Source organism: Providencia sp. (assembly GCF_052096715.1).
Taxonomy (GTDB): Bacteria; Pseudomonadota; Gammaproteobacteria; order Enterobacterales; family Enterobacteriaceae; genus Providencia.
In genome coordinates, this window is record NZ_JBQDNB010000017.1 from 23,030 (window position 1) to 37,431 (window position 14,402).

Here is a 14,402-nt window from a genome sequence, read left to right on the forward strand (position 1 = left end):
TGCTCTATACTTTAAAAATGAATCTAAAGTATCGATATCATGAGAGGCAAAAAATGAAAATATCCATCATTGGCGCAACAGGGTTTGTGGGTAAAGCATTAGTTAATGAAGCCTTACTACGTCATCATCAGGTGACTGCCATCTCTCGCCATAGCAATCAACTACCACAACATGCAAGGCTCATCACCGCAACAGGTGACATCACGGATGTTTCTTGGCTCACGGCAAGATTGAAAGGACAAGATGTTGTCATTAGTGCCTTCAATGGCGGCTGGCAAAATCCAAATTTATATCAAGACACAGTGGCCGGTAATCGAGCAATTTTACAAGCCGTAAAAAACTCACTCGTTAAACGCTTTATTGTGGTTGGTGGCGCTGGCAGTCTTGAAATCGCGCCCGGTGTCGATTTAATTGATTCACCTAATTTTCCTGCGGAAATAAAACCAGGTGCAGAAGCAGTCAGGGAATTAAAAAAACAATTACAAACTATCGACGATATTGATTGGACCTTTGTTTCACCTGCCGCAGTACTTGAACCGGGAGAACGAACCGAAACATTCCGTCTTGGTGGCAATCAATTACTGATGAATGGCAATGTACCCGCTAAAATCTCAGTCGAAGATCTTGCGGTTGCAATACTGGATGAAGCCGAAAATGCACAGTTTATTCGCCAGCAATTTACCGCGGCTTACTAGCTTTTGAATCATTTAAGCAAAAAAATGCCGGTAATTATTACCGGCAAAGAATAAATAACAGATTTGGTTTCAACTTAGCGACATATTCTATAACTTATTTTTCACGATGCTTGGCTGCATATACTTCACTATTGACCCAATTGTGATCTTTTTCCCACGTAAATAACCATTTACGTGTTGGACCTGCCATCACATTCAAATAATAGTTATCATAACCCGCAACGGTTGCCATTGGGTGATATCCCTTTGGTACCATGACCACATCTTTATTATACACCGCCATACACTCATCTAATTCACGATCCTCTGTGTATACCCGTTGCATACAAAACCCTTGTGACGGATTCAAACGATGGTAATAAGTTTCTTCTAAATAAGTTTCATTTGGTTCGTTATCCACATCATGTTTATGACTTGGATAAGAACTTGTGCAACCTTCATCAGTGAAAACTTCAACAACTAATAAGCTATCCGCTGCCTTATCATCAGGTAAAATGTTATGAACATAGCGTTTATTAAAACCATGGCCGCGTTGTTCTGCATTAATATCTTTAGGCTCAATTAAACGCGTTGGGTAAGTTCCTTTTCCTTTAGCACGACAAACTGCAAGCTCAAGTGCCGTTTCTGCTTTAACTTCAGCAAACTCATTAGCTGTCACATATACCGCATAAGGTTTCTTACGCTCAAATGGGTCCATGCGATCGCCGATATTTTCAAATGTTTGTGCAGGTGTTTTCACCGAAGCTTTACCAGCGACTAATACCAAACACATTTCATTATCCGATGCCAGTAAGGAAATTGACTCACCCTGCTTTAATTCATAAACATCAAAATGTACGTATCCCCAATGCGCGGACTCAGGCGTAATATGCTGAGTACGCTTATCTGTATCCGGAGCATGGTACTTTGATAATAATTTAGACATATCGCTTACCTCTTTATACCCGTCGAGCACTTAGACTTAAATCAGACCTGCATCTTTAGCAAATTTATGTAGGTTATTGTACCCTAAAGTCGCATAAGTCAATGGATGCGCAATAGAAGGGTCTTGCTCTGCTTCAACCACTAACCAACCATTCTCATACTGACTGTTTTTCAATACCTTAAAGACTTCCGGATAATTAACACAACCGTCACCCGGTACGGTGAAAACACCCGCTAATACTGCATTCAGAAAACTGGTTTTCCGATTTTTGACATCTTTTAATACGTCTGGGCGTACATCTTTGCAATGCACGTGATTAATACGTTTCGCCCAACGTTTTGCCACTTCCACCGGATCGGCACCTGCAAAGGTTAAATGCCCTGTATCTAACAATAAACCGACTTCATCACCGGTATATTTCATCAAGTTATCAACATCTTCCGCAGACTCAATTACCGTCCCCATGTGATGGTGATAAGCAATTTGTACACCTTGAGATAATGTATATTTCGCAAACTCAGTCAATTTTTTACCGTATTCTTCCCACTGATCTGCTGGGAATAATGGGCGCATATGAACAGGTTTATCTTGGTCACCGTGAATACAATGAGTAACCTCAGCAAAAACCATTACTTTAGCGCCAAGATCACGCAGTAATGCAAGATGGTCTTGCGCCGCTGCAATTTCTTCTTCCACGCTGCGAGTCAGTAATTCACCTGAATACCAGCCTGAAACTAATTTTAAATCGTGCTGCTCTAAAATAGGTCCCAAAATTTCAGCTTTACGCGGAAATTTGTTACCCAATTCAAAACCAGCGAATCCTGCCTGACGGCCTTCTGTTAGACAAGTTTCCAGAGTCGTTTCCGCCCCTAGTGTTGGTAAATCATCATTGGTCCACGTTAAAGGGTTAATACCAAGTTGGATTGCCATGATGAAGCTCCTGTGTAGGTAAAAGTAATATTATTTACGCTGACGCCATAAGGCTATCAGGTTGAGGTAATTAGTTTTAATCATCTGTACCAGCTCGTCATCGTTGATTTCCCCTTTCATCCACTCTAATGAAGGTTTACCAAACAATGTCCGTCCGACAGCAAATCCTTTTACAATGGATTTACCCGCTGCCGCATTGAAACCTGCCTGAAGCTCAGCTTGTGGCGCATCAAGGCCCAAGAGAACCACACCACGGCAATAAGGGTCACGCTCTTGAATTAAACTATCAACTGCGTCCCAATTTTCGGCTTGTAAAGGCGGTAATTTCCACCAGTCCGGTTTAATGCCTAAATTATAAAAACGTTTTATTGCCCGTAGATAGAGCTCATCATTACGCTCCATATCCGCAGGTAGAATAATCTCTAGCAATAATTCATGCCCTGATTGGCAACAGGCGCTATACACTTCTTGAACCGTTTTTTCTTGTTCAAGACGCAGAGGATGATTATCTTCTGGATGGAAAAAGACTAAACATTTTACAATGTGTTCTTTCGGCCAGCTAACCAGTTGAGAGCCAATATTTCCATGCTCTAAACAAAGTGGTCTTGAAGCAGGCAACTCAATTGGACGCCCTATCCACCAGCCTTGTCCGGTCGCATCATTTAAAACATCTTGTCCGAAAGTACTGTCACAAAGTAATCCCGCTTTCCCTTTCAGGTTAGCTTCTTGAGCCACTTCACGGCTGGCTCGGAAAATGAGTTTTTTCAGATAGGGAATACAGTCAATGTCAACACCAGCAGTACGCGCCATATCGACAAATTGAATACGATGATCAAATGCCATGACACAAAGTTCTTCCCACTGTGTCCCCCGCGTAGTCACACGATGCAAATGATTCAAGATAGGATCTAAATCAGGACGAGGCACTGATGCCGCACGTTCAAGGTAATTATCTAACTCAATTTTAGATGGCATTGCAGGGGCGCAGCCATGGCGAGAAACCACCAAAGCGCCACAAGCATTAGCATAAGCGCAAGCTTTCTCCCAACCTTCACCATTCAAGTAGCCACGTAGCAAGCCAGACATAAAAGCATCACCTGCGCCTAACACGTTTAGAACATCAACTCGAACGCCATGAACAGTAATACCTTCGTCTAAAGTTTCAGGAATTGCCCCACTATATACTGAGCAGCCTAGTGAACCTCGTTTACAAACTAATTCAGCATGACTGATTTTACGAATATTTTTCAATGCTTGAATGGTGTCCGTTGTACCACCTGCAATGTGGAACTCTTCTTCCGTTCCCACAATCAAATCAAACATTGACAATACTTCTTGCAGTTCTTCAGTCACTTTGTCTGATGCAATAAATCGTGTTTCGCCATCCCCCAGAGAAGTGAGTCCCCACAAGACAGGGCGATAATCGATATCAATAGCCGTCTTAACATTATTACGTTTGGCATATTCCAGTGCTTTTAACACCGCGGCACGCGTTTTAGGGTTTGATAAATGAGTGCCTGTAATCGCTAAGCAACGAGCTGATGCAATATACTCTTCAGTAAAGTCATCAGGTGTGATAGCCATATCAGCACAATTTTCACGATAAAAAATCAACGGAAAAGTATCTTGATCTTTGATGCCCAAAACAACCAGTGCAGTTAAGCGATCTTTATCGGTAATCAGATTACTGGTATCACAGCCAACACGTTGCAATTCTTCACGTAAAAAACGACCCATATGTTCATCACCAACACGAGCAAGCATTGATGATTTTAAGCCTTGTATTGCAGTACCAAATGCAACGTTTCCAGAAGAACCGCCTAGATACTTAGCAAAACTACTCATATCTTCTAATCGAGAACCTATCTGTTGTCCGTAAAGGTCAACGGCAATACGGCCCATACAGATAACATCTAACTTCTTCTGCTTATCCATTAATCACCCCTTAACTACAACAGAATCAATTGATTTCATTAACTTTAACCCATCGCTGCTCATCATAAGAAAGAGCGATAGCATCTAAAATACGCGACACCTTCCAGCCTTCTTCAAAGTCAGGCCACATTTTTTTATTCGTCGCAACGCCATCAATTAAATCGCGAACCTCAACGGTCTTTTGATCATTAAATCCAATACCATGACCCGCGCCATTACAAAAAGGAGCGTAATCAGGATGCTCTGGGCCAACTAAAATTGTTTTAAATCCTTGGCGATTTGAAGGCTCATCATGGCGATACAATTTCAGCTCAGCCATTCTTTCTTGTGTAAAGGATAATGTTCCTTTCGTGCCCGTCACCACATAAGTCAGTCCCATTTTACGACCCGATGCAATACGAGACGTTTCAATAACCCCCATTGCCCCACCCGCAAAACGTACCATTGCGTGAGCTTGGTCTTCATTTTCAACTGTTACCATGACTGAGGAGCCCATTTTTTCCGGACGCTGTTTAATCACAATTTCCATATCGCCACAGACAGTTTCAATATCGCCGACCAAAAATTGTGCCATATTGATAATATGTGCAGATAAATCACCTAATGCACCCAAACCCGCTTTTTCTTTAAAACAGTGCCAATGGATAGGCGCTTTAGGGTCAGCCATATAGTCTTCATTATGAGTACCATAAAAATGGATAACGTCACCAATTTCACCATTAGCAATAATCTGTTTCGCTAATTGTGCCGTTGGGTTTTTCATATAATTGAAGCCTACTAAGGTTTTGACGCCTGCTTTTTCAGCCGCTTCAACCATTTCTTTAGCATCTTGTGAATTCAACGCTAATGGCTTTTCACAATAAACATGTTTGCCATGTTTAATCGCTTCCATTGCCATTTCTTTATGTAAAAAATTTGGTGAACAAATATCAACCACATCTATATTTGGGTCAGCAACCAGCTTGCGCCAATCATCTGTTGAACGATTAAAGCCCATTTCTTTTGCACGTTCTTGCGCCAATTCAGGTGTAATTTCAGCAATCATTTCACGAACGAGCTTTCCTTGCAGAGGAAAAACTGTTGGCGCCTGAGCATAAGCAATTGCGTGAGCACGCCCTATGTAACCGGTACCTATCATGCCAATACGAATTTCTTTCATTTTGAACACTCCCTCTATCGCTCATCATCTGCGGTGCGTTTATCAACCCGATGTCTGTGCTTGATATTTTTAATTTGATACTAATGTTATACGGAATATTCATTTCACTTTCAATAAAATAAGGAATATTAGTTTCATTTTGTGATCTGGCGTTAATTTTTTGTTTAATTGATTAATATATAAGGAAATTAATTATTGGAGTTGTAGCAATGAAATACAGAATGAAATGAAAAATGGAATAAAACCGATATAAATGAAATGAATTAAGCTAGAAATGGAATGTTCGCGTCAACAAATATCACACATGAATATTAAACAAGGGTACTAGCACGTTAATTATCAATATTTACATAATTTTTAATAGTATTTTTCTAAAACAAACACTATTAACTTAAACATTAATTCAACCTATAAGTTAATTAAACTCTTGAATGTTACTATGCTTTACTCTATTGTGACTTATTCGGAGGGATGCTGATGTTTGAGATTGAAATTCACAAGGATGCATTACAAGAGTTAAAAGAATTACCTAAAATATTACAAGCTAAAATGACTAGGCAAATTGATAAACTCGCTATATATGCGATATCACTTCGAGAGCCAGATACAAAACCAATTAAAGACGGATTTTTTGAATTAAGAGCAAAAACTGGGGATATAGGGCGTGCTATTTATGTTTATCGAAAAGGTAAGCGAATTTTCATCCTAAAAATCTTCGCAAAAAGTACCGTAAAGTTGCCTTCATCAATGTTATCTGATGCAGCTAAACGACTAGAGGAGATGCTACACGATGAGTAAAAAATCAGTTTCATGGGAAAGTGCACGTGAAGAAATTTTATCTGATCCTGATATTAATACTCTTTATGAAAAACAATTAAGATCAGAACGTGTTAGTGAACAATTAGTAGCATGGCGCTGTTCTGCAGGTCTAAGCAGCTCTCAGGTTGCGGCACGTCTCGGAATATCACCCGCAGCAATATCTCGAACTGAACGTAATGCTGAAAAAGCAACAATAGAAACATTAGCTCGCTATGCTGCTGCTTGTGGTGTTAAAAACCCTAAGATTATCCTATGAACTCATATGAAAAAACCATGAGCACCCCACATCGGTGCTCATGGTCATAACCTATCTAGCGATGTAAAATACTGAGGAACTCTTTCTCACTTGAAGTGATAGATAGCGCATTAGCAATAAACTCATCACTAAAAATCAACGCTATTTCTCTAAGAACATCAATATGTTCTCTTGATTTTGCAATCACACCGATAGCAATAAACATCACATTCGTTCTATCCCAAATAACGCCATCGGGAAATTGAAAGATCTCAATGCCTGTTTTAAGAATAATATCATTCGCAGACTTCGGTAGATGAGGCAGCGTAATGCCATTGCCTAAAAACGTCGATATTTGCAACTCTCTTTCATTGAGAAAATGAACGCAATCTTGATCCACATAACCTTTATTCTTAAACTCATGGCCGACCATTTTCAATACTTCGGCTTTGTTTTTGGCTTGGCAACCCAAATGTAAGTTACTTGCCGTTAGTTGTTCTATCATATACAACCCTCTTTATAGATAATTAGGTGTATTCATATCGCAAATGCAATTGCCCTATATTACCTTTATGACAATGCTACATTGATGATAATTCTTTTTCTAACTGTTCTAGTGACTTGTTTGAGGTCTCAGGCAGCAACTTCACAACAAATATTATCGCCAAATAGTTTATTATTGCGAAAATTAAGAAGACAGGGCCTAAGCCAAGCTCTGCTTGCATCACTGGGAATAAATAGCTCACGATAGCATTCATTATCCACATGAAGAATACTGATATCCCCATGGATAACCCTCGAATTTTCAGTGGGAACAGTTCAGCTAAGACAACCCAAGTCAAGAAGCCCATAGTACCTTGCATTACACCTACAAAGACGGCTCCCAATAGCCAAATCAACGTTGCTTTTACATCACCTGTTAAGAAATAGTCGGTGGCGGCAATTAATAAATGCAGTGATGCCATTAAAGCAAAACCGCCTACAATTAATGTTTTACGTTTAAAACGATCAACTAAGAAAAGTACGCCAATCACCATACCACCAACTGAGAACACCCCGTTCAATACGTTAAAAATCAACGAAGTTTGTTCAGAAAAACCCGCTGTTTTTAGGATTTCAGTTCCGTAATACATGATGACGTTAACGCCCGTGGTTTGCTGTAATGCCGCCCACACAATACCAATTAAGACGAGCTTTAAGATCCACGGTGTATTAAAAATAAGTGCTAAGTTTTTCTTATGGGCATGCGGATTTCGTTTCAACTCTGCCGCTTCAACATCTAGCAACGTAACAATATCTTGATACTCTTGAATCGCTCTTTTTTCAGGGCGTATTTGTTTCAGAATCTTTAATGCTTCTTCACGACGGTTTTTGCTCATTAACCAACGTGGGCTTTCTGGTGCTCGCCACATACCAAATAGTAAACACAGCGCAGGGATCGCTTGAACCAATAACATATAGCGCCAAACTTCAGGTAAATGCCCCCAAATCAAGCCAATAACAGCATTAATAGCGAAAGCGGCAAGCTGACCAATAACAATGGCAACTTCATTTAATCCCGTTAATTTTCCCCGCATCTCGGTTGGAGCAACTTCTGAAATAAATGTAGGTGCGGTCACCGAAGCGCCACCTACGGCAAAACCGAGTAAAAATCGAGCAATTAATAATACTTCAATATTAGGCGCGGCAGCAGATAAAAACGCACCAACCAAAAATAGAAAAGAGAGATACAATAGATAGGTTCGGCGTCCAACAAAGTCAGCAATACGCCCACCACAAACACTACCCAAGGCTGCGCCAACGAGCAGAACACTCATGACTAAGCCTTCTGTCGTCGGCGTTAGCCCCATGTTTTCTTTCAATGAAGAAAATGCACCATTGATAACACCGGTATCATAACCAAAAAGTAATCCACCAAAAGTTGCAACCAATGTTATTTGATGCAATCTTTTTCTTTGTTGCTCATTGAGATTCATTATTAATGACATATTATTATTACCTTATTATCTGAATCACTATGTCTGCCAAAAAAAATCTTTCTCAGTATTTAAAATTTCATTGAACGTATTTAATATTAAATAATGAAAAGTTTTTGGCACTTTAATTGAATTATTATCAAGATAATTGCAAGCCTGATATAAAGAATAATTAAAATATGGCGCACTCACTCATTCTTTATAAAAACAAATGCATACACTTAAATAAGGTAAATTGAAATAAAATAAATAATATAAAACCTAGACTTATAGCAAGGTATAAATCATTTATATCATTTTAGATTAAGTGTAAGGTCTGCATTGCCTCTGTTGATTTTATTCCTTAAAATTACAGAGTTAATATATTCAGGCTTGTGTTATGAACGAGAGAATATCCCTCGTTCATAACATGACTCTAATTAGATTAAAAAGTCTAATCCAATTAAAAATATAAACTATAATTTGACTTCTTTACCTGTCTTTAATGACTCAAGAGCTTTATCTGCAAGATATAAAGCAAGTTCACCATCGGTACCGGTTGTTTCAGATTCAGCACGTCCAGCTAAAATATCAACAAAGTGATTCCACTCTGCTTTGTAAGCTTCGTTGTAACGCTGTAAGAAAAAGAATTCAGGCTTTGCAGATAAACAGCCAACTTCGCTAAGTAATTCCACACTATTTTCTTTGATATTTCCCGCCGTTAATAATCCTTTTTCACCATGTAACTCAACACGTTGATCATAGCCATAACCTGAGCGACGACTATTCGAAATCGTTGCCATAGCACCAGATGGGAATTTCAAAATTATAAATGCGGTATCAATATCTCCAGCTTGACCAATTGCAGGATCAACGACATTACTACCTTGTGCAAAGACAGAACATGGCTCTTCACCAATCATAAAGCGCGCCATATCAAAATCATGGATGGTCATATCTCTAAACATACCCCCTGAAACTTTCACATATTCAGCAGGTGGTGGTGATGGGTCACGTGAAGTGATAATTAAAGATTCAGCTTTACCAATTGCGCCTTGTTCGAATAAATTTTTAAGGTGACGGAATTGAGGGTCATAGCGGCGATTAAAACCAATAAAGAGAGGAACATTGTGTTCCTTAACGCTTTTTAAACACTGCTTAACACGTTCAAGATCTAAGTGGACAGGCTTCTCACAAAAAATAACTTTTTTATGTTTTGCTGCCAATTCAATTAAATTCGCATGAGTGTCTGTCGCAGATGCAATCAAAACACCGTGTACATTCGGGTCTTGCATTGCTTCTTCTACTGATTGAATTTTTGCCTGATACTTTTCAGCTAGCGCATCTGCATTTGGTTGGTATGGATCAATAACAGAATAAAGTGTGGTTTCTTTATGGCCGGCAATATTAACAGCATGCACCTGTCCAATACGTCCTGCGCCAAATAGTGCTATGTTGAACATTTAAATGCTCCTTGATACTTTAAATCCACTATTAGGATAGTATGGAATATACCAAATAAAACATTCATTTCAATTTATAATTATTTGAAAATTATATTTTTGAGCGCTAGGTAACAAATGTTATCTAAAAGTGGATTTTTAGTGTTATTAAGATCACAAAACAATAATGTAAACTCAATCAATTAGACGTATAAAAGCGCAATGGCTCCTTTTTCTATCGAAAAACAAACGATTTCAATCACAAACGAAACAAATTGAAATGAACGTTTCAATTTATCCTTCGGTTTTAATCAACTACTGCATAGCTTTAAGACTGCTTAAGATAAAAAGAAAAATAAAAAAGTTCGAAACAGTTTACATTTACCCAGTTGATTTACAATAAATTAGTCATTGAAATGCAATAATGTAAGAAAAAAATCTCACATTAACTGCTAATCAAATCATTAAGCACAAAAAAGCTCAGCAAAAGCTGAGCAATAAAAATAAAACAACGGCATTAATTAACCCAATTAAAATTAAATAATATCCGAAAGCAATCCATGCAAATAATCCGACATTACCCTACCTCACGACCTTTAGAACAAGGGAATATACTCAAAGGCAAATTGCCTTCGAGTTCCCCTAAAACTCATTTTCTAAAATGACGTGTACTAATACAGGCGAACGTTATTATCCACCATGTGCTTAATTTTATCCGCAGCTGCGACTATTTCAGGTTTATTAGCAACCTGAGCTGTACCCGTTCGCCACCATGCCTCATAGCCATTTGTCATGGTTTTAGGTAAGACTTTAATATCAATTAACACACAGCCTAATTGCAGCTTTGCATCTTCAATAGCAGAGATTAATTGAGTTTCATCATGCACGCGATAGCTCTTACATCCATAACTTTCTGCATTCTTAGCAAAGTCCACTTTAACTAATGGACCATCCATTAAACCCGTTTGTGGGTTACGATGACGATTTTCGGTACCAAAACTCCCCATACCTTGGCTCATTTGCAGGTTATTAATACAACCAAACCCTGCATTATCAAATAATAAGATAGTGATCTTAAGGTTTTCTTGGATAGCAGTTTGTAACTCGCTGTGTAGCATCAGATATGAACCATCACCGACCATTGCATAAACAGGTTGTGTTGGCGCTGCAATTTTAGCACCCACTGCGGCCGCAATTTCATAACCCATACAAGAGTAGCCGTACTCAAGATGATAAGTATCACGATGTTTCGGTAACCAAATACGCTGAAGATCGCCCGGTAGCGAACCCGCAGCACCCACGATAATGGCGTTATCTTCCATATTTTGCTGAATAAGCCCTAAAACGCGAGTTTGTGTAAGCTCAGTGCCTAACACATTCTTGTATTCTTCCAACTTGTCATCAAGATGTCCGGCAACTTCAGGTACAAAATCCAATGGTTTATATTGAATTGAAAATAAACGTGTTAATTCTGTTTGCCACTGCTGTTTTGCTTTAGAAATAGCTTCGCCCCACTGTGCTTGATAGCCAGTTCCTTGCATTAGCTTATCGATAGCCGAAAGTGCCTCTTTAGCATCAGCGATAACTTTTAATCCATCAAGTTTGCCTGCATCGAACTCTGCTACGTTAATATTCAAAAACTTGACATTGGGATGACTAAATAATGATTTAGACGCCGTCGTAAAGTCAGTAAAACGAGTCCCTACGCCAATCACCAGATCGGCATCTTTAGCTAATAAGTTTGCCGCGAGTCCTCCGGTAGTCCCAATCCCCCCAACGTTCAGAGGATGACTTGCCACAATCGCACTTTTACCCGCTTGGGTTTCCCCAAAAGGTATCGAATAACGCTGAGCAAAATCTAGAAAAACATCATGTGCTTCTGAATAACGAACACCGCCACCACAAACTAATAATGGTTTTTTGTGACTTTGAATAAGACTAACAGCTTCATTCAGGCTGATCGTGGTAGCAGGACGTCGCTCAATACGATGAACTCGCTTTTCAAAAAAATAATCTGGGTAATCCCACGCCTCACCTTGAACATCTTGGGGTAGACAAATTGTCACCGCGCCCGTATCCGCAGGATCAGTTAGTACTCTCATAGCATTAATCATTGCTGCCATAAGCTGTTCAGGTCGAGAGACTCTATCCCAATAACGAGAGATAGGCCTAAAGCAATCATTAGTACTAATAGTTCCATCACCATATTGCTCGACCTGCTGCAAAACAGGATCAGGTTGGCGGGTGGCAAATGTGTCGCCCGGTAATAGCAATAATGGAATACGATTAGCTGTTGCTGTCGCCGCAGCCGTTATCATATTTGCTGCGCCAGGTCCCACCGAAGAGGTCACAGCAAAAATCTGTTTACGTTTTTTTTGCTTCGCAAAACCGGTAGCAATATGAGCCATACCTTGCTCATTGCATCCTTGATAAACACGTAAATGACCCGGCGCTTCTTCAAGCGCCTGCCCTAACCCAACAACGTTACCATGACCAAAAATGGTAAATACCCCCTGAATAAACGGATACTGTTCACCATCGACTTCAACATACTGCTGATTAAGAAATTTAACCAACGCTTGAGCTGTGGTCATTTTCTGCTTATTCATAAGGGTCTCCATTTATTCCATAGTTGGCATTGTGAAACTACTTTCATGATGCTCTAAACGAACACTAGCAGGCCAACGACTTGTTACTGTTTTCATTCGTGTATAGAAACGAACACCGTCATTACCATGGACATTCAATGGGCCAAAAATAGAACGTTTCCAACCACCAAAGCTATGGAATGCCATTGGTACTGGGATCGGAATATTTATCCCAACCATCCCTGCAAGCACATTTTCTTGGAACTCACGCGCGGTTTCACCATCACGAGTAAAAATTGCAGTTCCATTACCATACTCATGTTGATTGATAAGTTTCAGCCCTGTTTCAAAATCAGGTACACGGACAATCGCGAGTACTGGACCAAATATTTCTTCTTTATAAATATCCATTTCAGGGGTGACATTATCAAATAATGTTGGGCCAACAAAATAACCATTTTCAAAACCAGAAACTTTGAAGCTACGACCATCAACTAATAAGCTCGCACCTTGTTTCTCACCACTAGTAATATAGTCACAAATCTTCGCTTTATGTTGCGCTGAAATCACCGGACCCATATCATTTTCTTTGCCTTCGGTAAGACCTGGGCCTACCGTCATTTTAGCAATTTGACTTTTGAGTTTAGCAATTAAAGAATCTGCGGTTTCATCACCAACAGCAAGAACAACTGACAATGCCATACAGCGCTCACCTGCCGCACCGAACGCAGCGCCCATGATGGCATTTGTTGCTTGGTCCATATCTGCGTCAGGCATCAATATGCAATGATTTTTTGCACCGCCGAGTGCTTGACAACGCTTACCATGCTTAGACGCTGTAGAATATATATATTCAGCAATCGGAGTCGAGCCAACAAAACTGACAGCTTGAACTTCTGGCGCTGTGAGTAATGTATCAACAGACTCTTTATCCCCTTGAACAACATTAAACACGCCATCAGGTAAACCTGCTTCTTTCAATAATTTAGCGAGTTCCAATGCCAAAGAAGGGTCTTTTTCTGAAGGCTTCAAAATAAAAGTATTACCTGTTGCTAAGGCAACTGGGAACATCCACATTGGGACCATTGCAGGAAAGTTAAACGGAGTAATACCAACGCAAACACCTAATGGTTGCATCAGTGAATGACTATCAACACCTGTTGCAACGTTGGCTGAATGTTCACCTTTTTGCAGATGAGGAATACCGCAAGCAAATTCAACAACTTCAAGACCACGCGTGACTTCACCCACTGCATCAGAAAATACTTTACCATGCTCTTGTGAAATAAGGCGCGCTAAGCTATCCATATTAAGTTCAAGTAATGCTTTGAATTTAAACAGAATACGAGAGCGTCTTAGCGGAGATAGCTTAGACCACTGAGAAAATGCTTTATGTGCAATCTCTATTGCCTGTTTAGTTTCATCGGCGCTACTTAGTACAACTTGTGCAATTTGCTCACCCGTCGCCGGGTTATACACTGGCGCAAAACGTCCACTTTTACTGGATACTATTTCGCCACCAATGAAATTTTGAATCTGTTTCATGTTGCCTCTCTTTAGCTGATAGAGTTACCTTGTTAGTAAAGGTATATGAAATATTCATTTCATTTTCAACTAAAATTGAAACAACATTCAATTTATGTGATCCAGACAAAGCTTTTATGAAATTATCAATTCAAGATTACGATTCTTGTTTCAAAATTGCATTTAATCATTTAT

12 protein-coding genes are annotated in these 14,402 nt (G+C 39.5%); 3 read left to right on the plus strand and 9 right to left on the minus strand.

Translation table 11 applies throughout. From position 1 onward, the window contains the following. Positions 1-53: 53 nt before the first annotated feature. The gene (locus ACTH6U_RS13615) at positions 54-695 is read left to right on the plus strand and encodes an NAD(P)-dependent oxidoreductase (protein WP_434719388.1); all 642 of its coding nucleotides are present in this window, start codon (positions 54-56) and stop codon (positions 693-695) included. A gap of 94 nt (positions 696-789) precedes the next feature. Here ACTH6U_RS13615 and iolB read toward each other — a convergent pair whose 3' ends face one another. Genes iolB through ACTH6U_RS13635 form a run of 4 tightly spaced genes read right to left on the minus strand, consistent with a single transcriptional unit; the run spans position 790 to position 5,644 of the window. After that, complete coding sequence (iolB, locus tag ACTH6U_RS13620) at positions 790-1,620, minus strand: 5-deoxy-glucuronate isomerase (protein WP_441832435.1); 831 nt, start codon at positions 1,618-1,620, stop codon at positions 790-792. Between the two features lie 36 nt (positions 1,621-1,656). After that, positions 1,657-2,550: a myo-inosose-2 dehydratase gene (gene iolE / locus ACTH6U_RS13625; RefSeq protein WP_294103131.1), complete on the minus strand. Its 894-nt coding sequence runs from the start codon at positions 2,548-2,550 to the stop codon at positions 1,657-1,659. A gap of 30 nt (positions 2,551-2,580) precedes the next feature. Next, positions 2,581-4,485, minus strand: coding sequence for a bifunctional 5-dehydro-2-deoxygluconokinase/5-dehydro-2-deoxyphosphogluconate aldolase (locus ACTH6U_RS13630; RefSeq protein ID WP_441832436.1), 1,905 nt, complete (start codon positions 4,483-4,485; stop codon positions 2,581-2,583). 25 nt (positions 4,486-4,510) lie between these two features. Next, entirely contained in the window at positions 4,511-5,644 is a 1,134-nt protein-coding gene (locus ACTH6U_RS13635) for a Gfo/Idh/MocA family protein (protein ID WP_336428867.1), read from the minus strand. Between the two features lie 477 nt (positions 5,645-6,121). Between ACTH6U_RS13635 and ACTH6U_RS13640 the strand changes: the two genes are divergently transcribed. Together ACTH6U_RS13640 and ACTH6U_RS13645 are read left to right on the plus strand one after the other, a co-directional pair. Then, complete coding sequence (locus ACTH6U_RS13640) at positions 6,122-6,442, plus strand: type II toxin-antitoxin system RelE/ParE family toxin (RefSeq protein WP_441832437.1); 321 nt, start codon at positions 6,122-6,124, stop codon at positions 6,440-6,442. Then, entirely contained in the window at positions 6,435-6,719 is a 285-nt protein-coding gene (locus tag ACTH6U_RS13645) for a helix-turn-helix domain-containing protein (protein WP_441832438.1), read from the plus strand. Before ACTH6U_RS13640 ends, ACTH6U_RS13645 begins: the two co-directional genes overlap by 8 nt. A 55-nt stretch (positions 6,720-6,774) precedes the next feature. Here ACTH6U_RS13645 and ACTH6U_RS13650 read toward each other — a convergent pair whose 3' ends face one another. From ACTH6U_RS13650 to ACTH6U_RS13670, 5 genes are all read right to left on the minus strand, one after another. After that, positions 6,775-7,203 carry a PTS sugar transporter subunit IIA gene (locus ACTH6U_RS13650; protein ID WP_294103120.1) on the minus strand — a complete coding sequence of 143 codons (429 nt, stop codon included), beginning with the start codon at positions 7,201-7,203 and terminating at the stop codon, positions 6,775-6,777. A gap of 76 nt (positions 7,204-7,279) precedes the next feature. Beyond that, entirely contained in the window at positions 7,280-8,686 is a 1,407-nt protein-coding gene (locus tag ACTH6U_RS13655; RefSeq protein ID WP_441832439.1) for a sugar porter family MFS transporter, read from the minus strand. A gap of 443 nt (positions 8,687-9,129) precedes the next feature. Then, entirely contained in the window at positions 9,130-10,116 is a 987-nt protein-coding gene (gene iolG / locus ACTH6U_RS13660; RefSeq protein WP_434719395.1) for an inositol 2-dehydrogenase, read from the minus strand. 650 nt (positions 10,117-10,766) lie between these two features. Continuing rightward, on the minus strand, positions 10,767-12,704 hold the full coding sequence (iolD, locus tag ACTH6U_RS13665) for a 3D-(3,5/4)-trihydroxycyclohexane-1,2-dione acylhydrolase (decyclizing) (protein WP_441832440.1): 1,938 nt from the start codon (positions 12,702-12,704) through the stop codon (positions 10,767-10,769). A gap of 12 nt (positions 12,705-12,716) precedes the next feature. Continuing rightward, positions 12,717-14,228, minus strand: coding sequence for a CoA-acylating methylmalonate-semialdehyde dehydrogenase (locus ACTH6U_RS13670; RefSeq protein WP_441832441.1), 1,512 nt, complete (start codon positions 14,226-14,228; stop codon positions 12,717-12,719). Between the last annotated feature and the right edge of the window lie 174 nt (positions 14,229-14,402).